At 48.0% G+C, this 21,576-nt stretch carries 21 protein-coding genes and 1 pseudogene; 10 read left to right on the plus strand and 12 right to left on the minus strand.

Annotation, left to right across the window (positions count from 1 at the left end; translation table 11 throughout):
* Positions 1-22 precede the first annotated feature (22 nt).
* Positions 23-1,216 carry an acetylornithine transaminase gene (locus tag DXE35_RS07265; RefSeq protein WP_114690050.1) on the plus strand — a complete coding sequence of 398 codons (1,194 nt, stop codon included), beginning with the start codon at positions 23-25 and terminating at the stop codon, positions 1,214-1,216.
* 25 nt (positions 1,217-1,241) lie between these two features.
* Here the strand turns inward: DXE35_RS07265 and DXE35_RS07270 are convergent, their stop codons facing one another.
* From DXE35_RS07270 to DXE35_RS07300, 7 genes are all read right to left on the minus strand, one after another.
* Positions 1,242-1,958, minus strand: coding sequence for an ABC transporter ATP-binding protein (locus DXE35_RS07270; RefSeq protein ID WP_162785001.1), 717 nt, complete (start codon positions 1,956-1,958; stop codon positions 1,242-1,244).
* Complete coding sequence (locus DXE35_RS07275) at positions 1,955-2,734, minus strand: ABC transporter ATP-binding protein (RefSeq protein ID WP_114690051.1); 780 nt, start codon at positions 2,732-2,734, stop codon at positions 1,955-1,957. The genes DXE35_RS07270 and DXE35_RS07275 overlap by 4 nt, the downstream gene beginning before the upstream one ends.
* On the minus strand, positions 2,731-3,822 hold the full coding sequence (locus DXE35_RS07280) for a branched-chain amino acid ABC transporter permease (RefSeq protein WP_114690410.1): 1,092 nt from the start codon (positions 3,820-3,822) through the stop codon (positions 2,731-2,733). The genes DXE35_RS07275 and DXE35_RS07280 overlap by 4 nt, the downstream gene beginning before the upstream one ends.
* On the minus strand, positions 3,815-4,750 hold the full coding sequence (locus DXE35_RS07285) for a branched-chain amino acid ABC transporter permease (RefSeq protein ID WP_114690052.1): 936 nt from the start codon (positions 4,748-4,750) through the stop codon (positions 3,815-3,817). Before DXE35_RS07285 ends, DXE35_RS07280 begins: the two co-directional genes overlap by 8 nt.
* Positions 4,751-4,833: 83 nt before the next feature.
* Positions 4,834-6,012: a branched-chain amino acid ABC transporter substrate-binding protein gene (locus DXE35_RS07290; protein WP_114690053.1), complete on the minus strand. Its 1,179-nt coding sequence runs from the start codon at positions 6,010-6,012 to the stop codon at positions 4,834-4,836.
* A 29-nt stretch (positions 6,013-6,041) separates the two neighbouring features.
* Positions 6,042-6,983: a 4-hydroxy-3-methylbut-2-enyl diphosphate reductase gene (gene ispH / locus DXE35_RS07295; protein WP_114690054.1), complete on the minus strand. Its 942-nt coding sequence runs from the start codon at positions 6,981-6,983 to the stop codon at positions 6,042-6,044.
* 3 nt (positions 6,984-6,986) lie between these two features.
* Positions 6,987-7,433: an FKBP-type peptidyl-prolyl cis-trans isomerase gene (locus tag DXE35_RS07300; RefSeq protein ID WP_114690055.1), complete on the minus strand. Its 447-nt coding sequence runs from the start codon at positions 7,431-7,433 to the stop codon at positions 6,987-6,989.
* An 82-nt stretch (positions 7,434-7,515) separates the two neighbouring features.
* Here DXE35_RS07300 and radC point away from each other — a divergent pair.
* The 3 genes and pseudogenes from radC to rpmG all read left to right on the plus strand — a co-directional run bounded on the left by radC (position 7,516) and on the right by rpmG (position 8,705).
* Positions 7,516-8,070, plus strand: a pseudogene (radC, locus tag DXE35_RS07305) (RadC family protein).
* Between the two features lie 222 nt (positions 8,071-8,292).
* On the plus strand, positions 8,293-8,526 hold the full coding sequence (gene rpmB, locus DXE35_RS07310) for a 50S ribosomal protein L28 (RefSeq protein ID WP_114690056.1): 234 nt from the start codon (positions 8,293-8,295) through the stop codon (positions 8,524-8,526).
* A gap of 11 nt (positions 8,527-8,537) precedes the next feature.
* Positions 8,538-8,705 (plus strand): 50S ribosomal protein L33, encoded by a 168-nt coding sequence (gene rpmG / locus DXE35_RS07315; RefSeq protein WP_114690057.1) that lies wholly within the window; start codon positions 8,538-8,540, stop codon positions 8,703-8,705.
* 107 nt (positions 8,706-8,812) lie between these two features.
* Here rpmG and DXE35_RS07320 read toward each other — a convergent pair whose 3' ends face one another.
* The 3 genes from DXE35_RS07320 to purN are packed head-to-tail and all read right to left on the minus strand — an operon-like array spanning position 8,813 to position 12,220.
* Positions 8,813-10,006, minus strand: a complete 1,194-nt coding sequence (locus tag DXE35_RS07320; protein ID WP_114690058.1) for a DesA family fatty acid desaturase — start codon at positions 10,004-10,006, stop codon at positions 8,813-8,815.
* Between the two features lie 28 nt (positions 10,007-10,034).
* Positions 10,035-11,594, minus strand: a complete 1,560-nt coding sequence (locus DXE35_RS07325; protein WP_114690059.1) for an RsmB/NOP family class I SAM-dependent RNA methyltransferase — start codon at positions 11,592-11,594, stop codon at positions 10,035-10,037.
* Entirely contained in the window at positions 11,591-12,220 is a 630-nt protein-coding gene (gene purN / locus DXE35_RS07330; RefSeq protein WP_114690060.1) for a phosphoribosylglycinamide formyltransferase, read from the minus strand. Before purN ends, DXE35_RS07325 begins: the two co-directional genes overlap by 4 nt.
* Positions 12,221-12,259: 39 nt before the next feature.
* On the opposite strand from purN, the gene DXE35_RS07335 reads away from it, so the two are divergent.
* Genes DXE35_RS07335 through DXE35_RS07360 form a run of 6 tightly spaced genes read left to right on the plus strand, consistent with a single transcriptional unit; the run spans position 12,260 to position 18,800 of the window.
* Positions 12,260-13,210: a bifunctional riboflavin kinase/FAD synthetase gene (locus DXE35_RS07335; protein WP_114690061.1), complete on the plus strand. Its 951-nt coding sequence runs from the start codon at positions 12,260-12,262 to the stop codon at positions 13,208-13,210.
* A complete protein-coding gene (gene ileS, locus DXE35_RS07340; RefSeq protein ID WP_415070310.1) occupies positions 13,185-16,064 on the plus strand; it encodes an isoleucine--tRNA ligase in 2,880 nt (959 codons plus the stop codon). Before DXE35_RS07335 ends, ileS begins: the two co-directional genes overlap by 26 nt.
* An 11-nt stretch (positions 16,065-16,075) precedes the next feature.
* Complete coding sequence (lspA, locus tag DXE35_RS07345) at positions 16,076-16,567, plus strand: signal peptidase II (protein ID WP_114690063.1); 492 nt, start codon at positions 16,076-16,078, stop codon at positions 16,565-16,567.
* 9 nt (positions 16,568-16,576) lie between these two features.
* Complete coding sequence (gene coaBC / locus DXE35_RS07350; RefSeq protein ID WP_114690064.1) at positions 16,577-17,788, plus strand: bifunctional phosphopantothenoylcysteine decarboxylase/phosphopantothenate--cysteine ligase CoaBC; 1,212 nt, start codon at positions 16,577-16,579, stop codon at positions 17,786-17,788.
* A gap of 49 nt (positions 17,789-17,837) precedes the next feature.
* The gene (dut, locus tag DXE35_RS07355; RefSeq protein WP_114690065.1) at positions 17,838-18,287 is read left to right on the plus strand and encodes a dUTP diphosphatase; all 450 of its coding nucleotides are present in this window, start codon (positions 17,838-17,840) and stop codon (positions 18,285-18,287) included.
* 3 nt (positions 18,288-18,290) lie between these two features.
* Positions 18,291-18,800 carry a nucleoside deaminase gene (locus DXE35_RS07360; protein ID WP_114690066.1) on the plus strand — a complete coding sequence of 170 codons (510 nt, stop codon included), beginning with the start codon at positions 18,291-18,293 and terminating at the stop codon, positions 18,798-18,800.
* Positions 18,801-18,867: 67 nt separating this feature from the next.
* Here DXE35_RS07360 and clpA read toward each other — a convergent pair whose 3' ends face one another.
* Entirely contained in the window at positions 18,868-21,174 is a 2,307-nt protein-coding gene (gene clpA, locus DXE35_RS07365; RefSeq protein ID WP_114690067.1) for an ATP-dependent Clp protease ATP-binding subunit ClpA, read from the minus strand.
* The gene (clpS, locus tag DXE35_RS07370) at positions 21,171-21,527 is read right to left on the minus strand and encodes an ATP-dependent Clp protease adapter ClpS (protein ID WP_114690068.1); all 357 of its coding nucleotides are present in this window, start codon (positions 21,525-21,527) and stop codon (positions 21,171-21,173) included. Before clpS ends, clpA begins: the two co-directional genes overlap by 4 nt.
* Positions 21,528-21,576 lie beyond the last annotated feature (49 nt).

A 21,576-nucleotide genomic window follows, 5' to 3' on the forward strand; every position in this document is an offset into this window, starting at 1 on the left:
CCACACCCTTAGTTAAGCCGATATGAATAAGCCAAACCAGACTATTGATACCCACTCAGTCATGTTTATTACACCTCGCCCAGAAGTGGTAATGGTGGAAGGTAAAGGATCATGGTTAACAGACAACAATGGCAAGCGCTATTTGGACTTCTTACAAGGCTGGGCAGTGAACTGTTTAGGTCATGGCAACTCAGGCATGATTAATGCGCTCAATACGCAAGCCAAAAAACTCATCAATCCAAGTCCCGCGTTTTACAACGAACCCATGATTGGCTTGTCTAATCTGCTGACAGAAAACAGTTGCTTTGACAAAGTGTTCTTTGCCAACAGCGGCGCTGAAGCCAATGAAGGCGCGATTAAGCTAGCGCGCAAATGGGGTCAGCTCAATAAATCTGGCGCATTTGAAATTATTACTTTTGATCACAGCTTTCATGGTCGCACCTTGGCAACGATGAGTGCCTCTGGCAAACCAGGCTGGGATACGATGTTTGCGCCACAAGTGGCAGGCTTTCCAAAGGCGGACTTGAATGATTTGGAGTCCGTAAAAAAACTGGTGACCGATCAAACAGTGGCGGTCATGCTAGAGCCAGTTCAAGGCGAAGGCGGTGTCATTCCAGCGACAAAAAAATTTATGCGCGAGCTGCGTAAGTTCACCAAAAAAAATAATATCCTCCTCATTGCCGACGAAGTTCAAGCTGGTTGTGGCCGAACAGGCTCTCTTTTCGCCTATCAGCAGTACGGGATTGAACCTGACATTATGACTTTGGGCAAAGGTATTGGCGGAGGCGTACCTCTAGCTGCTCTATTGGCAACCGATGTGGTGGCTTGCTTTGTGCCCGGCGATCAGGGGGGCACTTATAACGGCAATCCATTAATGACTGCGGTCGGCATCAGCGTCATTGAACAGCTTTTGGCTCCGGGATTTTTGGAGAGCGTGAAAGCTAAGGGTGAATTGCTCAAAACAGCATTACTTAAGTTGGCCGCCGAGTTCAATCTTGAAGGTGAGCGTGGTGAGGGCTTATTGCGCGCCCTCATGCTTGGCAAAGATATTGGCGGCAAACTCGTTGAGCTTGCACGTGACCGCAGCCCAGCAGGTTTATTGATTAACTCACCAAGACCAAACCTATTGCGCTTCATGCCAGCCTTGAATGTGTCTGACGATGAGATTCGTCAGATGTGCGGTATGTTGCGCGAGTTACTCAAAGAAGTCACCTAAAACTGAGCGCCTCTCAATCGCCTACTTACTCACCCAAGTAGGCGGTTCTCACTCTTGGATCCTCTAGCAATTCTTTTCCAGATCCGCCGAGGGTGATTAAACCGCTCTCCATCACATAAGCGCGGTCTGCCATCTGCAAAGCCAAGCGTGCATTCTGCTCCACCAACAATACAGTCATTCCATTGGCTGATAAGCTGCGAATAACATCAAAGATCGTCTCCACCATAATCGGCGACAGGCCCATAGATGGCTCATCTAACAATAGCAATTTGGATTCCGCCATCATTGCCCTACCCATCGCTACCATTTGTTGCTCACCACCAGAAAGTGTGCCGGCCAACTGAGATAAGCGCTCTTTTAGCCTTGGGAAATAGGTATAAACCTCTTCCAGTTTGCGTTCGATTCCTTTGACGTCTGTTTGTAAATAGGCGCCCATTTGTAGGTTTTCTAAAATCGTCATGCGCTTAAAAACACCACGCCCCTCGGGCACCATGCCCAGCCCCAAGTGAACCAACTCATAAGCGGGCAACTTGCTGGTTTCCTGATGCGCAAAATGAATTTCGCCGGCAGCGGGAGTGAGCAAACCTGAAATGGCCTTGATGGTTGAACTTTTTCCAGCACCATTCGCGCCAATTAAGGCAACTAGCTCACCTTGATTCACATGCAAGTCAATGCCTTTGACGGCGTTAATACCGCCATAAGACACCTTAAGACCCGTTACTTTTAATAGAGCGCTCATCATGCAGCCCCTTGCCCAAGATAAGCCCTAATCACCTCTGGATGCGCACGCACATCCGCAGGCTCTCCTGAGGCAATCACTTTGCCGTAATCAAGCACGGTAAGGCTATCGCAGATACCCGTTACCAAGCTGACATCGTGTTCAATGAGCAAAATCGTTTTGCCATCTTCACGAATGCGCAGCAGTAATTCGCGTAACTCCAATTTCTCGGTAGCATTCATGCCCGCCGCTGGCTCATCGAGCGCCAAAAGCTTGGGCTCGGTGGCCAAAGCCCTCGCAATCTCCAGGCGTCGCTGATCCCCATAGGAAAGATTGCGCGCCTGCATATCTGCAAACTTGTTAATACCCACATAAGCCAAAAGCATCTGCGCCTTATCTCGAATCGCCTGCTCTTCACGTCTTGCGGATGGAAAGCGAAAGATTGCCCCCAGCAATCCAGCCTTAGTGCGGCAATGGCAACCCACCATCACGTTTTCTAGAACAGTCATTTCTCCAAAAAGACGAATGTTTTGGAATGTCCTCGCCAAACCAGATTTGGTCACCTCAGATACCGATTCCGGAAAATACGATTTGCCATCAAATAAAAAAATTCCAGAGTCCGCTGGATATAAACCAGTGATCACATTAAAGAATGTTGTCTTACCAGCGCCATTAGGGCCTATCAAACCAATAATTGCACCTTGGGGTACTCGCAAGCCAACAGAGTCTAAGGCCTGTACACCACCAAAACGTTTAGAGACATCAGTAACATCAAGAAGTAAGTGATCTGAAAGTGTCATTGCCTTACCCCGCCCTTTTGCCAAATACCACCTGGACGATAGAGCATGATCAAAAGCAAGACTAAGCCATAAATCAATTGGCGAATGATTTCGACATCAACAATCACGTGACCGAATAAAAACTGCTGAACTGGCTGAGCAATACCCCGCAACACCTCTGGGAATACTGACAATAGGACTGCACCCAAAATCACTCCTGGAATGTGGCCGATACCCCCCAGAACCACCATAGCCAAAACCACAATAGATTCCCAGAGAGTAAAAGACTCTGGTGATACAAAGCCCTGGAACGCAGAGAACAGCACACCTGCAACCCCAGCAAAAGAAGCTCCAATCGCAAAAGCTAGTAATTTCATATTGCGCGTATTAATGCCCATCGCTTTAGCGGCGATCTCATCTTCACGAATGGCGATCCAAGCACGCCCAATGCGAGAGTCCTGCAAATGCAAACAAACGGTGGCTACCGATATCGCCAGCAATAAAAATAAATAAAACACCAAATACAAGACTGGAATCTGGATAAAACTCAAGTCCAAAGGCTTGGCAAAAGAAATACCGAATAATTGAATAGGGTCTATTCCAGAAATTCCCTTAGGGCCATTGGTGAGATTTAAAGGGCGATCAAGGTTATTCATAAAGATACGAATAATTTCACCAAAACCCAAAGTAACAATTGCCAAGTAGTCTCCGCGCAATTGCAAAGTAGGCAAACCCAAGATCAATCCACACAAGGCCGCCAAAATAATAGAGAACACGGCCACCATCCAGGGTGAAAAGTGCATTCCACCCGGAAAGCTTGCCGCGATAGTTTCAAACTGAGTTGGCAAGTGCGGAGAAGCCAATAAAGCAAAGCTATAAGCACCTAATGCGTAAAAGGCGATGTAACCCAAATCCAGTAGGCCCGCAAAACCAACCACCACATTCAAACCTAAGGCCAGGACGATATAGAGCAAGGCAAAGTCAAGTACTCGCACCCAATAGTTACCACCACCTGCACCGACCACCCAAGGCAAGAGCGCTAAAACGATCACACCAATCCACAGATAAGCTGCATGACTGAGACGGTTAGCAAAAAGGTTTTTAAGCACGATCAGCAACCTTTTCGCCAAACAGTCCCGTGGGTCGCAAAACCAATACCAAGATCAACACCAGGAAAGCAAAAATATCTTGATAGTTAGAACCAAAGACCCCACCAGTGAGCCCACCAATATATCCAGCGCCCAATGATTCGATCAAACCCAGGAGCAGGCCACCGAGCATAGCGCCTTGTAAATTTCCAATGCCACCAAGAACGGCAGAGGTAAACGCTTTTAAGCCGGGAATAAAGCCCATATAAAAATGAACGTTGCCATAGTTACTGGCAATCATGACGCCTGCCAATCCCGCTAATGCCCCGCCCAACATAAAAGTAATCGAGATCACGCGATTGGAATTGACGCCCATTAGCGCGGCAATCTGAGTTTGCTCCGCTGTAGCGCGCATTGCCCGGCCAAGCTTTGTTTTTTCTACCAGAAACAACAAACCTGCCATCACCAGGAAGGCAGCCACAATAATCACAATCTCTTTTCCGGTGATCGTCGCGCCACTACCCCACAAATCAATCGGAGCAGAAGGGAGCAGCTGTGGATAAGTCATGGGATTGCGCGACCAAATGATCATCGCAATCGTTTGCAACAAAATAGACATTCCAATAGCGGATATCAGTGGCGCTAAACGTGGCGCATTGCGTAAAGGACGATAAGAAATCCGCTCAATCCAGTAACTCAGTCCGGCGCAGACCACCATCGTGACAGGCAACACAATTAATAAAGTCAACCAACCAGGCAAGTCACTTGTCAAATTCAGAATCAAGCGCAATAGAGAGAGCGAAACCATCGCGCCAATCATCAACACTTCGCCGTGCGCGAAATTGATAATCCCCAGCACGCCATACACCATGGTGTAACCCAGAGCAATTAAGGCATAGATGCTACCGAGCACTAAGCCGTTAATGATCTGTTGAAGAAGAATATCCACGAGGGTTGAGAATGAATGAGGTCTTGGTAGAAAAATAGCGCCGCCGCACAACAACAGCAGCAACGCTATTTTTAAAAGTGTTTTTACATCTTAATAACGTCCAGGACAGTTTTCTTTTTGTCTTTAAAGTCATATAAGGTAGTCACGCCCTTTTGCATGTCACCGTTGCCGTTGAAGGCAATATCACCCACTAAACCTTGCATATTTGTAGCTGGCATCGCGGCCAAAATCTTGGCTGGATCGGTTGAGTTTGCGCGCTGCATCGCGTCCACCAAAACATAGACTGCGTCATAAGTGAAAGGCGCATAGATCTGCACATCGGAATTAAAGCGTTCTTTGTGGCGCTTTTGGAAGTCAGCTCCTTGCGGCATTTTCGATAAAGCCATACCAACTTCAGAGCAGGTGACATTGAGCACAGCCTCGCCAGCCAACTCCGCAAGTTTTTCAGTACACATACCGTCACCACCGACTACCCTCGCCTTAATGCCCAACTCTGCAGCTTGTTTCGTGAGCGGGCCACCAGTAGCATCCATGCCGCCGTACATGATGACATCGGGCTTGCTTCCCTTAATCTTTGTCAAAATGGCTTTAAAGTCTGTGGCCTTATTATTGCTTGCTTCACGAGTAACCACTTTCATTCCTGCGGCTTTAACGGTTTTCTCAAACTCATCCGCCAAGCCTTTGCCATATTGAGTGGAATCGTCAATGATCGCTACAGTCTTTGCTTTCAGAGTATTCGCAACATAATTAGCTAGTGCTGTGCCTTGCTGGGCATCAGTCGCCACTAAACGATAGGTCGTTTTAAATCCTTGCTTAGTATAATCAGGATTAGTGGCCGATGGAGACACTTGGGTAATGCCTGCATCGCTATAAATACGCGAGGCCGGAATACTGGTACCAGAATTCAGGTGCCCCACTACGCCCACCACCTTGGCATCCACTAGTTTTTGCGCCACCTGTGTAGCCGTCTTTGGATCTTCAGCATCATCCTCGGGCACCAAGGTCAACACCACTTTTTTTCCATCAATGGTTAAACCGGCTTTATTAATTTCTTCAAGCGCTAAGCGAGCACCATTCTCATTGTCCTTACCCAAGTGGGCAATAGGGCCAGTCAACGGGGCGACGTGACCGATCTTGACTTCAATGCCATCGACTGGAACTGCCGCAGACCTATCGCCACCCTTGCCGCAAGCCGCTAAGAGCAAAGCTGAAGCCGCTAATGCAAAAGCACTGCTTGAAAAAGTAATGTTGGATTTGTTCATGTACAGCTCCTCTATTATGAATGGATGCTTCAATCAACTAAATTTTTAGGCAACGAAAAAGTAATATCTTCAACTACACCATCGAGCGCACGCACTTGTCGTGGACCAAATTTCTGTATACGACTAACAATCGACTGAGCCAAGACTTCTGGCGCAGAAGCGCCGACAGTTAAACCGACACGCTTTTTACCAGCAAACCATTCTGGATTGAGCTGCTCCGGGGAATCCACCATGTAAGCAGGAACGCCAAGCTTTTCAGCCAGCTCTCGCAAACGATTGGAGTTCGAGCTTGTGGCGCTTCCCACCACAATAACCACTTCAACTTGTGGCGCCATAAATTTCACGGCGTCTTGACGATTTTGAGTGGCGTAACAAATATCTTGTTTGCGGGGTTGAACAATATTGGGAAACTTTTTTGTTAAAGCTTCAACAATCTCCTTTGTCTCATCCACTGACAGTGTTGTCTGGGTTACAAAGACGATCTTCTCATCAGCAGGAAATGGTAACGCGCTCACATCTCCAAGCTTCTCAATTAAGAACACACCTTCTTTTACCTGACCCATGGTCCCTTCCACTTCTGGATGCCCGGCATGGCCAATCATCAGAACCGTGAAACCCTCTTTACACATTTTGACGACTTCAAGATGAACCTTAGTCACCAAAGGACATGTGGCGTCATAGACCTGCAAACCCCGAGCTTCGGCGTCTTTACGCACTTCCTGAGAAACGCCGTGAGCACTAAACACGACAATTCTACCTTTAGGAACTTCGTGCAGCTCATTCACAAATACCGCGCCCTTATCGCGCAGCTCATTCACCACATATACGTTGTGCACAATTTCGTGACGCACATAAATTGGCGCACCGAAACGATTCAGCGCTTCATTCACGATATTAATTGCACGGTCAACGCCTGCGCAAAAACCGCGCGGCTGAGCCATCAAAATTTCTGTGTTATTGGAATCACTCATGCTTTATAGGATCGCTACAATCTCTGCTTCAAAAGTCACAGGTCTGCCGGCAAGGGGATGATTAAATTCAAACCATGCGCCCTCATCATTAATCGATTGCAAAACGCCTGCGTACTGAGCGCCACCCGGCGCATTGAACTCAATCACATCGCCTGGATTAAATTCCACATCGTCATCACGACCTTCTTTCAGCGCCTTGAGCGATACCCACTGCACTAAATCCTCCTTGCGCGCACCAAAACTTTCTTCAGGCGCAAGGAGTGCACTTTTTTTCTCACCAACCCCTAAACCCAGCAATACCTTTTCAAAGCAAGGAGCAAATTGTCCAGATCCCATCAAAACCGTCGCAGGACGATCGATAAAGGTGTTGATGTAATCCTCCCCATTGGGCAAAGTGAGCCGGTAGTTCAGAGTCAAGTAGGAATTAGGCAAAACGGTAAGCTTGGTCATAAGGTGATTGTATCTAGGCCTGCGCTAGCTGTGCACTCCCCCATTAACAGGTTGGCCAAAAAATCAGCAACCTAGAGAAAAACTGCGATTAAATGGTGCGGGGGCACTTTCAGACGCTGAATGACTCACCATCTTTCTGCGGGTAGGTGTGAAAGGAAAAAGCGCAGTTGCCCTAGCTCAGGATCTCCTGCATCACTTTGGGAGTCTGCCTAAACTTCTAGCCAGCAGCCCTGCAGAGCTCACTCAACTGCATGGGATGGGACTATCCAAGTGGTCGCAAATTCAAGCGGCGCACGAACTCATTAAACGGAGTCTTGAGGACGGCTTAACCCAAGACCCCATCTTTTCCTCACCCAACCATGTCAGAGAGTTCTTGCAGGCCAAGATTGGCCGCCTTCCGCATGAGGTCTTGCTGTGCCTCTACCTTGATTCCCGACTGCATCTGATTGAATGTGATGAGCTCTTTAGGGGCTCCATTACCCAAACAACCATTTACCCCCGAGAAATCCTCAAAGAGACCTTAGCGAAAAATGCCAGCGCCCTCATCGTGGCGCACAAGCATCCCAGCGGAAACCCATTACCTAGTGACGCAGACCAAGAATTAACGAAGGTACTACTCAATGCCCTACAATATTAGTGTATATTCAGCTTTTAGACCACTGCATTGTGAGTAGGAGCGGTTTGTTCTCCTTTTCAGATTCAGGCCCTTATGGATAATGGGATTAAATGATAGTAAATACTAACTTATTGGCCTATTTTTCCAATAGAGGCGCTTTTTAGACCAAATCCCGCTTACAAAAGCCATGTAGCTGGGCCTGATACAATCTTCTTTTTTCGCAATTAAAAATGGAGTTATGTCATGGCAAAAGTTTGCCAAGTCACTGGGAAAAAGCCGATGGTTGGCAACAATGTATCCCATGCAAACAATAAAACGAAGCGTCGCTTTTTGCCGAATTTGCAAAACCGTCGTTTCTGGGTTGAATCTGAAAACCGTTGGATTAGCTTGCGCTTAACCAATGCTGGTTTGCGCGTTATCGACAAGAACGGCATCGATTCTGTGTTGTCTGATCTCCGTGCACGTGGCGAAATTTAAGGAGCGCACAAATGGCTAAAGGCGGCAGAGAAAAAATCAAGTTGGAGTCATCAGCAGGTACTGGTCACTTCTACACCACTTCAAAAAACAAGCGCACTAAGCCTGCGAAAATGGAGATCATGAAGTTCGACCCAACCATTCGCAAGCACGTTGCTTACAAAGAAACAAAGCTGAAGTAAGGCATTGATTTAATACTGACTTTCAGTAAATAAAAAACCCGCTACATCAGCGGGTCTTTTATGGCCTAAATTTTTCTAAAATTTTTTAGTGTTTATTTTCTTAGAAATTAAATGTAACGACGCAATCTCAAAGAGAACTCACGTAAGTTAGTTAAACCACTCTCTTCCGCACGCTGGCACCAAGTGTGCAATTGAGATAACAACTGCTCTTTAGTGGCTGAGGAACGACTCCAGATGGCTTGCAGATCACGACGCATTTCAATCATTTTGCGCAATTGAGCGTTACTGGCCATTAACTCCTCAAGCTTTAGCTTCTCTTGCTCGGTTAAACGAGATTCGTCCTTAGTCAGCCAAGTACGGGCATCGCCTAAATGCGCCGCCAAGACTTGCATGTGCTGCACTTCATTACTAAAGAAGCTGCGCAATGTCTTGCTGTAACGCGCCATGATTTCATAACGGTTCGCAATGATAGCTTCGAGCGTATTTTGGTCTGCGGGACGGAGATCGCTCAGCACTGGTTTAGGTGGAGTCTTTTTCACCGTCGCCAAACCGACTGCACTCATTATCTGAATGTACATCCAGCCAATATCAAACTCGTACCATTTATTGGATAGCTTGGCGCTGGTAGCGAAGGTGTGGTGATTGTTATGCAACTCTTCACCACCAATCAAAAGACCCCAGGGCACAATATTTCTGGCAGCGTCTTCGCAATCAAAATTACGATAGCCCCAGTAGTGCCCAATGCCATTAATGATGCCGGCTGCGGTAATTGGAATCCACAACATTTGGACCGACCAAACGGTGAAACCAAGCGCGCCAAATAAAAACACATCAATGATGAGCATGATGGCAACACCATGCCACGAGAACTTGGAATAGATATTGTGCTCAAGCCAATCATCTGGAGTGCCGTGACCAAACTTATCTAAAGTTTCTTGATTGCCCGCTTCTTTTTTATAAAGCTCTGCACCGCGCGAAAGTACGGTCTTGATTCCCAAAACCTGTGGGCTATGGGGATCATCAACAGTCTCGCATTTGGCGTGGTGCTTACGATGAATCGCGGCCCACTCCTTGGTAACCATGCCAGTAGTTAGCCAGAGCCAGAAGCGAAAGAAATGCGAAACGATTGGATGCAGATCCAAAGCACGGTGCGCTTGGCAGCGGTGCAAGAAAATAGTCACGGCGGCAATGGTGATGTGTGTGGCTACCAGCGTGAAAACGGTAATTTTCCACAAAGACCGATCTAAATATCCATTAGCAAGCCAATGGAGAAGCAAATCAAAACCTGAAGCTGTATTCAAAATGGATTCCCTAAAGAGATCAAAACTGCTATTTTAGTTCTTTAGGGGTGCCCTTGTGTTTGACCTTAAGCTCTTTTTGACCGCCTGTTTGTGCCTCAACCGAAGGGGCGGCAGCCTTTTTCTGGAAAACCGCCCCAAAAAAACCATCTGTTCCATGAATATGAGGCCATAACTGCCACCAAGGATTATCAAGACTACATCCTAAAGGCAATTTTTCCTTTGGAAATAATGGCGTAAGAACTTCTGCAGCTGGAACAGCCTCAAATTGTGGGTGATTTGCCAAAAACTCCTCGGCAATAGCCTGATTGTCTTGGGGCAACAGACTGCAGGTGGCATAAACCAAACGTCCGCCGGGCTTTAATAGACGGGCTGCGGAGGCCAAAATACTTCTTTGCTTTTGGTTCAGCTCCAACACTGCTGCAAGGGTCTGACGCCACTTCAAGTCAGGGTTTCGGCGCAATGTACCCATGCCGCTACAAGGGGCATCCACCAGTACACGATCAATCTTTCCGGCTAAGCGCTTGATCTTGGCGTCATTCTCGCTATCAATCCACACTGGATGAACATTTGAGAGACCGCTACGAGCCTGTCTGGGCTTCAAATTGGCCAAGCGACGCTCTGATGTATCTAAAGCATATAAACGCCCTGTGGAGCGCATAAGTGCCCCGATTGCCAAAGTCTTGCCGCCAGCACCAGCGCAAAAGTCCACAACCATCTCACCACGCTTAGGAGCGAGCAAGTAAGCCAAGAGCTGACTGCCCTCATCTTGCACTTCAAACATGCCTGCTTTAAAGCCAGCTGTATTTTGCAAAGCGGGTTTACCCATGATGCGCACGCCATCAGGTGCATATGGGGTTGGAATCGCTTGATAGCGGCCACCTAATGCATTCATCTGCGCGAGCAATTCTTCGCGATTGGTTTTCATGGTGTTCGCGCGCAAATCCAATAGCGCTGGATGCATTAAAGATTTTGCAAGCTCTTCACGTGTTTCTTCACCAGGATATTTTCCAAACGCATCCCATAACCACTCTGGCAAATTATTACGAACAAGTGGATTTAATGCAGCAGGATCAACCGTCGCAAAACGTTGTAGCCACTCATACTCGCCTGGCTTTAATACGTGCGCCAAGTCAGCAATCGCGCTCTCTGCGCGGTTCCCAGATCCCAAACCACCTTCAGACAAAGCGGACAGCAAACCCAATAGGGATAAGCGTCTAGCCTGCGAACCTTCACCACTAGAGGCAAATTGGGAGAACTCATTTTTACGACGCAAGATAGCAAATGCGCTCTCAGCAATCAAAGCGCGATCACGATTTCCCAGCTGTGGTTCTGCCCAGAAATAGCGACTCACCACCCGATCAGCCGGCTGGTCAAAACTGAGCAATTCAGGCAGCAGACGCTCCAGATGCATCGCATGTTGCGGCAATGCCTTTGCATTGGAAAAATTCTTCTGACCTTCGGGCGCGATGAGATTGCCACCAGCATTGCGACGCTCGGGACGACGCAATGGATCTTTCGATTTCGTCGCGTAACTTTTGTGTGGATCTAGTCTGTTACCAGATCTACGGGGTGGACGTTCTGCACTCATAATTTAAAAAATTGCGACTCTGGGGGTTGTAACTTCACTTGATTACCTTCTATTCGCAATCGTCCATCAAGAAACCATTTTACGGCCCGCGAGTAAATGTGATGTTCAGCCGCCAAAACACGGGCTGCCAAGGTGTCTGCGTCATCCCCATCGAGCACTGGAACTGAGGCCTGACAAATGATCGGCCCCTCATCCACGCCTTCGTTCACGAAGTGCACGGTGGCGCCATGCTCCTTCACACCCGCCTCCAAGGCGCGCTCATGGGTGTGCAATCCCGGAAAAGCAGGCAACAAGGCTGGGTGGATATTGATTAAGCGGCCATCGAAATGACGAATAAATTCAGGGGTCACAATTCTCATAAAGCCGGCCAGAACCACCAAATCCGCCCCCAGAGCATCAATCTGCTGGATTAATGCCGCATCAAAGGACTCGCGAGTAGCATACTCCTTATGCTCAATCGCATAAGCTGGAATACCCTGCGAGCGAGCAAAATCAAGACCCTTAGCCGATGAGTGATTCGCTATTACCCCAGCAAAAGTGACCGGCCATTGCTCTTTTTGAGCTGTTTGGACAATGGCCTCGAAATTAGATCCGCGGCCCGAGATTAAGGTGACGATAGAAGGCATGCCCACAATATAATTGATGGTTACCTTGAAAGCGATTTTGTGAACATATTCCGTGGCCCCACCCAGTTTTCCGCAGGACCCGCTTGTGCCCTAACCATCGGCAATTTCGATGGCGTGCACAGGGGTCATCGCGCCCTACTCAAGACACTGGTTGATGGCGCCAAGACTCGAGGCTTGGTTAGTTGCGTGATGACTTTCGAGCCTCACCCAAAGGAATTCTTCTCTCCGGAACAAGCGCCACCCCGCATTCTCAATTTGCGGGACAAATTAGCAGCCCTTGCCGAACTGGGAATTGATCACGTGGTGGTTGAACATTTCAACTCCGCTTTTGCAAAACTGCCCCGAGAAGAATTTGTCTCTGAAAGTATTGTCAAACGCCTCAACGCCAAATGGATTGTGATTGGTGATGACTTTTGTTATGGCGCTAAACGCGCGGGTAACTTTGCTAGCTTAAAAGCTGCTGGTGAAAAGTACGGCTTTGAAGTGTCTAGCATTCAAACCATTCAAGAAAATGGTGATCGTATTTCTAGCTCAGCTCTACGCGCGGCACTCGCCAGTGGCGATATGTCATTGACAGAAAAATTATTAGGCCGTCCATACGGAATTTCTGGACACGTTATTCATGGCCAACAACTTGGTCGTGAATTAGGCTTTCCCACTTTGAACTTAGCGGTAGCTAATCACTTGCATCACCGCAAACCCGCGACGACTGGAATCTTCACCGCGCAAGTTTTGGGATTGAGTGATAAACCCCTGCCTGCGGTAGCCAGCCTAGGTGTTAGGCCCACAGTGGAGGACGAAGGCAGGGTATTGCTAGAAACCCACATCTTTGATTACAACGCGGATGTGTACGGAAAAATCATTACCGTAGAGCTATTAGAAAAAATCCGCGATGAGGCGAAGTACCCAGACCTCGAAACCCTTACACAAGCGATTGCAGCAGATGCAGCGCATGCCAGAAATTATTTCCAGAAAAAAGCTTATGTCTGAAAAAGAAAACTCTTATCCCGTTAACTTACTTGATACCTCCTTCCCTATGCGAGGGGATCTTGCTAAACGCGAACCACAGTGGGTAGCTGCGTGGCAAAAGAATACGCTCTACGAAAAAATTCGTGCGGCACATGCCAATCAACCCACGTTCATTTTGCATGATGGCCCTCCTTATGCAAATGGCGACATTCACATTGGTCATGCGGTCAATAAGATTCTGAAGGACATGATTGTGAAGTCGCGTTGGCTTATGGGCTTTGACTCGGCCTATGTGCCCGGCTGGGATTGCCATGGCATGCCAATTGAGATTCAGATTGAAAAAGAGTTTGGTAAAAATTTACCAACTGCTGAAGTGCAATCTAAAGCGCGCGCTTATGCTCATGTTCAAGTTGAGAAGCAGAAGAAAGATTTTGAGCGCTTGGGCGTATTGGGCGACTGGAATAACCCCTATCTCACCATGAACTTCCGCAATGAGGCCGACGAAATCCGCGCTCTTGGCAAGATCTGGGAGAAGGGTTATGTCTTCCGCGGCTTACAACCAGTGAACTGGTGCTTTGATTGTGGTTCCGCCCTGGCTGAAGCTGAGGTTGAATACCAAGATAAAACTGACCCAACAGTCGATGTTGGTTTTGCATTGGATGATGCGCAGCGACCACAATTAGCTAAAGCGTTTGGCCTTACCGATTTACCGAATAAACCAGGTCAGATTGTGATCTGGACAACAACCCCTTGGACCATTCCCGCCAACCAAGCGATGAATGTCCATCCAGAACTCACATATGCGTTGGTCGATGTCGGTGATAAGTTACTCATTCTTGCTAAAGAGCGCGTTGAAACTTGTTTGCAAGACTATGGCTTGGAAGGCAAAGTAATTGCCACTTGCCAAGGCGCTCAGTTAGCGAATATTTCTTTTTGGCATCCGCTAGCGACATTGCATGAAGGCTATAAACGCCTCTCTCCAATTTATCCAGCTGAATATGTCACGCTTGATACGGGTACCGGCATCGTTCACTCTGCACCCGCTTATGGCGAGGAAGACTTTAAATCCTGTAAAGCCAATAAGCTTGCTGACAAAGATATCCTGAACCCAGTGATGGGCAATGGTGTGTATGCATCTTGGTTGCCATGCTTTGCCAACGAATACATCTGGACAGCCAATCCAAAGATTATTGAAGCGATGCGTGAAGCGGGTAGCCTCTTGCGCGACAAAACCTATACCCACTCGTATATGCATTGCTGGCGTCATAAGTCGCCCATCATTTACCGCGCCACCTCACAATGGTTTGCGAGCATGGATAAGAAATCCTCCGATGGCAAAACCAGTTTGCGTGAGACTGCGTTAGCTGGCATTGAGAACACTGAGTTCTTCCCAGCTTGGGGTAAGCAACGTTTACACAGCATGATTGCCAACCGTCCGGATTGGACTTTGTCACGCCAACGTCAATGGGGTGTGCCAATGGCTTTCTTTGTTCACAAAGAAAGTGGTGAGCCACATCCACGTACTGTTGAGTTACTTGAAGAAATTGCAAAGCGCGTAGAAAAAGAAGGTATCGAGGCCTGGCAAAAATTGGAAGTTGCCGAGCTCCTTGGCGATGAAGCCGCGCAATACGAAAAGAACCGCGATACCTTGGATGTTTGGTTTGACTCCGGCACAACGCACTGGCATGTCATTCGTGGCTCGCACCGCGATGAATTACTCACCACTGATGCAGAAACACAAAATGGTCGTCTGGCAGATTTATATCTCGAAGGGTCAGACCAACACCGCGGCTGGTTCCACTCCTCATTACTTACCGGCGCGATGCTGGATGGCAAGCCACCATACAAAGCACTCTTGACTCACGGCTTTACGGTCGACGGGCAAGGTCGCAAGATGAGTAAGTCTGTGGGAAATGTGATTGCGCCTCAACAGGTGGCAGACAAGCTGGGCGCAGAAATCATTCGCCTCTGGGTTGCTTCTACTGACTACTCTGGTGAAATGACGATCTCAGACGAGATCCTCAAACGCGTTACCGAGAGCTACCGCCGCATTCGCAACACCTTACGTTTCTTATTGGCAAACTTATCGGACTTTGATCCCACTAAACATGCGATGCCCGCTGATCAGTGGCTGGAAATTGATCGCTATGCGGTTGCACTTGCTAACGACTTGCAAAACGATGTGGAATCCCATTACAAAGCATATGAATTCCAGCCTGCGGTCGCCCGCATGTTGACTTTCTCTTCTGAGGATTTAGGCGGCTTCTATTTGGATATTCTGAAGGATCGTCTCTATACCAGCGCGCCAGACTCACCCGATCGTCGCGCCGCACAAAATGCTTTATTCCATATCACCCGCAATCTGTTGAAATGGTTCTCGCCATTCCTCTCCTTTACCGCGGAAGAAGCCTGGAAAGATTTCCCACATGGCTCTGGAAACAAGCCATCGGAATCCATCTTCATGGAAGAATTTGGTCAATTCCCTGAAATTGCTCATGCTGATGAATTGCTCGCGAAATGGAGTCGCATTCGGGAGCTCCGCTCTGAAGTTACCAAGGCGATTGAAGTGGAACGTGAGGCAGGCACTGTTGGTTCGTCATTACAGGCCGAGCTTACTATCAAAGTCGGTGATGGTTACTTTGCCATCCTACATTCGCTGGAAGATGATTTGCGTTTTATCACGATCACCTCTAGTGCCAACATTGAGTTGAGCAACGAAGGCTTAGAAGTTTTAGTACGGGGCAGTCAACACAAGAAGTGTGGTCGCTGCTGGCATCACACCAAAGATGTTGGCAGTCACGCTGATCATCCAGAGTTATGTGGTCGCTGTATTAGCAACTTATTTGGCGCTGGCGATCACCGCCTGTTTGCGTAAGAACCGTCAATATGAAAAGTCTCCCCTTGCTTCGCTATCTGGCAATCGCCGTCATCGTGCTCTTGCTCGACCAGCTGAGCAAGCGGTCGGCATTAAGTAATTTGCAGATGGGTGTTCCTGAGCCTGTTTTACCCTTTATGAACTGGTTGCTCCTCTTTAACCCAGGCGCGGCTTTTTCATTCTTGGCGCAAGGCTCTGGCTGGCAACGCCGGTTTTTTGCCGCGCTTGGCATTGCCGCGTCGATATACATTATTTGGATGCTCTATAAAAGTCAAAGCGATAAGCTGCTCTGTATTGCCCTCGGCCTAATCTTAGGTGGCGCACTAGGGAACGTCGTGGATCGTGTGATGTATGGCGCTGTGGTCGACTTTATTGACCTCTATTACGCCAATTGGCATTGGCCAGCATTTAACATTGCTGATAGCGCTATTTGCGTAGGCGCTACCCTTATTATTTTGGGCGAATTGCGCAAGTCATTTGGCAAATCAGCCCAATATCATTAAGCTGGCGCCATGCAATCACTTATCAATAAGAAGATCGTTCTCGGCATCTCCGGCGGTATTGCGGCCTATAAGGCCCCAGAGCTAGCACGCCAATTGATGCAGGAGGGTGCCTCAGTGCAAGTGGTCATGACTGCAGCTGCGCAACAATTTGTAACGCCAGTAACCATGCAAGCACTCACTGGTAATCCAGTGTATTTAAGCCAATGGGATAGCGGTATTCCGAATCATATGGCGCACATCGAGTTGTCACGTTCTGCGGATGCGATTGTAATAGCGCCCGCAAGCGCAGACCTCATGGCAAAGCTATCCTTAGGTTTGGCAGATGACTTATTGACTACTCTCTGCATTGCGAGAGACTGCCCGCTGTTGCTAACTCCAGCAATGAATAAGCAAATGTGGGAACATGCAGCCACCCAAAGAAGCGTGCAAAGACTTACTGATGATGGGGTAACCCTTCTCGGACCTGCTAGCGGCTTTCAGGCTTGTGGCGAAGTTGGAATGGGCCGCATGCTCGAGCCCGCCGAAATCACCGAACAAGTGATTGCCTTCTTTCAGAAAAAATCGCTAGCGGGCAAAAAAGTATTGATTACCGCCGGCCCTACGTTTGAAGCAATTGATCCAGTACGATGTATTACCAATCACAGCTCAGGCAAGATGGGTTTCGCCATTGCAAAGGCCGCTCTTGAAGCGGGAGCTCAAGTCCATTTAATTGCCGGACCTTGTGATCTCGCAACACCACTAGTGGCTACCGGCAATATTGTCCGCACAGATGTAGTTAGCGCTAAAGAAATGCATGCGGCCACTCTCAATGCGATTGATTGCGATATTTTCTTTGCGGTGGCTGCTGTTGCAGACTGGGGCATTGCCAACCCAGCGAAAGAGAAGATTAAACGCCAAGGCAACCAAGCACCAAACCTCGAGTTTGTAGCGAACCCAGATATCTTGCTTGATGTTGCAAAAGCAGTAAAGACCAGAAGTGGGAAGCCTCATCCTTATTGCGTGGGCTTTGCGGCCGAATCAACAGATTTAGAAAAGCATGCTGATGAAAAGCGTAAGCGCAAGGGCATTCCAGTGATTGTTGGCAATATCGGCCCGGATACTTTTGGCAGTGATCTCAACCAATTGCTGGTGATTGATTCTGCAGGCAGCAAAAAAATCGCCAAGGCTGAAAAAATTCAGCTGGCACGCCAACTGATTCAGTTAGTTGCCAAAAAAATCTGATCTTTATATCTTGTAGTTTTTTATTCATTCCCCAGCTTTAGGAAACTCCATGCAATCTCTCCAAGTCAAAATTCTCGATGAACGTATGCGCGACCAATTGCCAACTTACGGCACGCCTGGGAGTGCAGGCCTAGATCTACGCGCCTGCATAGAGGAAACCATCGAAATTGCACCAGGCCAAACTGTCTTAGTACCAACTGGCTTAGCGATCTATGTGGAAGATCCTCGTTATGCGGCATTCATTCTTCCGCGTTCAGGTTTGGGTCATAAGCATGGCATCGTCTTAGGTAACTTAGTGGGCCTTATTGACTCCGACTACCAAGGCCAATTGATGGTGAGCACTTGGAACCGCGGCTCAACCCCCTTCAAACTTGAACCCATGGAGCGCTTAGCTCAATTGGTGGTGATGCCTGTACAACAAGTGGAGCTCAAGATAGTTGAAGAGTTCACCGAGAGCAGTCGTATGTCGGGTGGCTTTGGCAGCACTGGCAGAGCCTAAATAATGAATCGACGCGGCGCATTAATTTGTTTATGCGGCATAGGTTTGACCAGTATCACTCGAGGTGCGATAGCAAAAACCAATCTTTCGTCGCTTCCAATAAAACAAAATGAAACTGCCATGCGCGCTGCAATTGCCATGGCAGTACAAAATGCTTCCTACCCATTTAGCGCCGTAATTACTAACGCCAAAAGCGGAACAATACTTGCTAAAGGCGTAAATCAAACTTCTCAAAATCCGGTGCTTCATGGAGAAATGGCCTGCATCAATAACTATGTCAGCCAACAAGGGAATAAGAACTGGGGCGACTGTATTCTCTACACCACTGGGGAGCCATGCCCCATGTCCATGAGTGCATTGGTATGGGCCGGTATTGGTGGCGTTGTCTATGGCAGCTCAGCAGCCACCATTAAAAAATCAGGGCAAAGCTTTACGAGCACGAGCAGCAGAAGCTTTAATTTCCTTACCTTGAAACTTTTCATTCTCCGCTGTATAAGTTTCGAAAGCTTCTAGTAATTTATCGTGATGAGACATATTTCCCCTTTTGGTTGTCATTTTTTCGTTGCAATGAATACGTTATTTAAATTTCTTCAACTGGCGCCACATCCGCTTTAGTTGCCTTACCTGGCAACACTGGCGCATCAAAGTTCAGTAGCACTTTACCATCCGCGTCAATATCGACGTCCATATGGCCGCCTTGGGCTAGCTTGCCAAACAAAAGCTCATCGGCAAGCGCTTTACGAACAGTGTCCTGAATAATGCGTTGCATTGGGCGAGCACCCATCAATGGATCAAAGCCATGCTTAGCCAAATGCGCACGTAATGCAGGACTGAAAGTGACATCGACCTTCTTCTCGTGGAGTTGCTCTTCAAGCTGCATCAAGAACTTATCCACTACGCGCATGATGATGGACTCATCGAGCGCCTTAAAGGAAACGATTGCATCCAAACGATTGCGGAACTCGGGAGTGAAGAACTTCTTGATATCCGCCATCTCGTCGCCAGACTCACGCGCATTGGTAAAGCCAATGGTGGACTTCTGCATTGCTTCAGCGCCAGCATTCGTAGTCATGATGATAATCACATTACGGAAGTCCGTCTTGCGACCATTGTTGTCCGTCAAAGTGCCGTGATCCATTACCTGCAACAAAATATTGACGATATCTGGATGAGCCTTTTCGATTTCATCAAGCAGGAGTACGCAATGCGACTTCTTATTTACCGCCTCAGTGAGTAAACCACCTTGATCAAAGCCCACATAGCCTGGAGGCGCACCAATCAAGCGACTGACCGCGTGACGCTCCATGTATTCGGACATATCAAAACGCAGCAGTTCGATACCCAGAATGTAAGCAAGCTGCTTAGCCACCTCAGTCTTACCAACGCCTGTTGGACCCGAGAATAAGAATGAGCCAATCGGTTTATCAACCTTGCCAAGACCGGCACGCGTCATCTTAATGGCGCTAGCCAAAGCCTCAATCGCAGCGTCCTGACCAAACACTACGCTCTTAATATCGCGATCTAAGGTCTGCAACTTACTACGATCATCTACGGTAACGGACTGTGGCGGTATGCACGCAATCTTGGCTACAATCTCTTCAATCTCAGGACGACCAATGGTTTTCTTCTGCTTAGACTTGGGCAGAATGCGTTGAGCAGCCCCAGCTTCGTCGATCACATCGATTGCCTTATCGGGCAAATGACGATCATTGATATAGCGAGCAGAAAGTTCCGCAGCTGCCACCAAGGCACCAGCCGCATACTTCACGCTATGGTGCTCTTCAAAACGAGACTTCAAGCCACGCAAGATTTGCACTGTTTGATCAACTGTAGGCTCAACGACATCCACTTTCTGGAAGCGCCTCGATAAAGCCGCATCTTTTTCAAAGATGCCGCGATATTCAGCGAAGGTAGTTGCGCCCATACATTTCAACTGACCATTAGACAATGCAGGCTTTAGCAAATTGCTTGCATCCAACGTTCCGCCTGATGCGGCACCCGCACCGATCAAGGTGTGAATCTCATCGATAAATAAGACGCCATGAACGTGATCTTTGAGAGACTTGAGAACACTCTTCAAACGCCGTTCAAAATCACCACGATACTTAGTGCCAGCCAGCAGCGCACCCATATCCAAAGAGTAAACCATAGCATTGGCTAAAATATCAGGCACGTCACCTTGCACAATTCTCCAGGCGAGGCCTTCAGCGATTGCTGTTTTACCTACGCCAGCCTCTCCCACCAATAGTGGATTGTTTTTACGACGACGGCATAGCACCTGAATAACGCGCTCTACTTCACTCTCGCGCCCAATTAAAGGATCAATCTTGCCTTGACGAGCCAAGGCGTTGAGATTTTGCGTGTACTGCTCAAGCTGGCTCTCTTTGCCTGAAGACCCAGACTCTTCGGCCTCTTGGGTTGATTCAACTGGCTTTACATGCTCAGCTTGATCTTTACGCACACCATGGCTAATGAAGTTTACTACATCCAAACGAGTGACGCCTTGTTGTTGCAAGAAGTAAATCGCATGCGAATCTTTTTCGCCAAAGATGGCAACCAATACATTGGCGCCAGTCACCTCTTTCTTGCCATTCGATGTCGACTGTACGTGCATGATGGCACGCTGAATCACGCGCTGGAAACCTAATGTGGGCTGAGTATCCACCTCATCTGTTCCGGGCACTACCGGGGTATTGTCATTAATGAAGTTTTTAAGCTGAGCGCGTAGCTCTGCGATATTGACCGCGCAAGCCTTTAAAACCTCAACTGCTGTAGCGTTATCCAATAAGGCTGCCAGCAAATGCTCGACCGTCATGAACTCATGTCGCGATGCCCTTGCGTCAACAAACGCCATGTGCACGCTCACTTCTAATTCTTGGGCAATCATGCTTCCTCCATAGTGCACTGTAATGGGTGACCCGATTCACGGGAGAGTTCAATAACCTGATGCACTTTCGTAGCAGCAACATCGCGAGTCAATACCCCGCAAACGCCTTTGCCAACTAGATGCACTTGCAACATGATGCGTGTAGCTGTTTCATAATCTTTATTAAAATACTCCTGAATCACCATCACCACAAATTCCATTGGCGTGTAATCGTCATTCAATAGCAAAACTTTATACATCGACGGCGCTTTGACTTGCTCGACCTGTTTTTCGAGAAGAATGGTGTCTTCAACATACGGATTGCTGGGGTTACCAGTAGTAGGATTTTTTGGTGCGCGACTCATGAGAAACATTCTAAACACAGATATGGAAACTTTAATCTCCTGGGGTCTTGTTGTGAAA

It is taken from the genome of Polynucleobacter necessarius (assembly GCF_900095215.1).
GTDB classification, from domain to species: domain Bacteria; phylum Pseudomonadota; class Gammaproteobacteria; order Burkholderiales; family Burkholderiaceae; genus Polynucleobacter; species Polynucleobacter necessarius_H.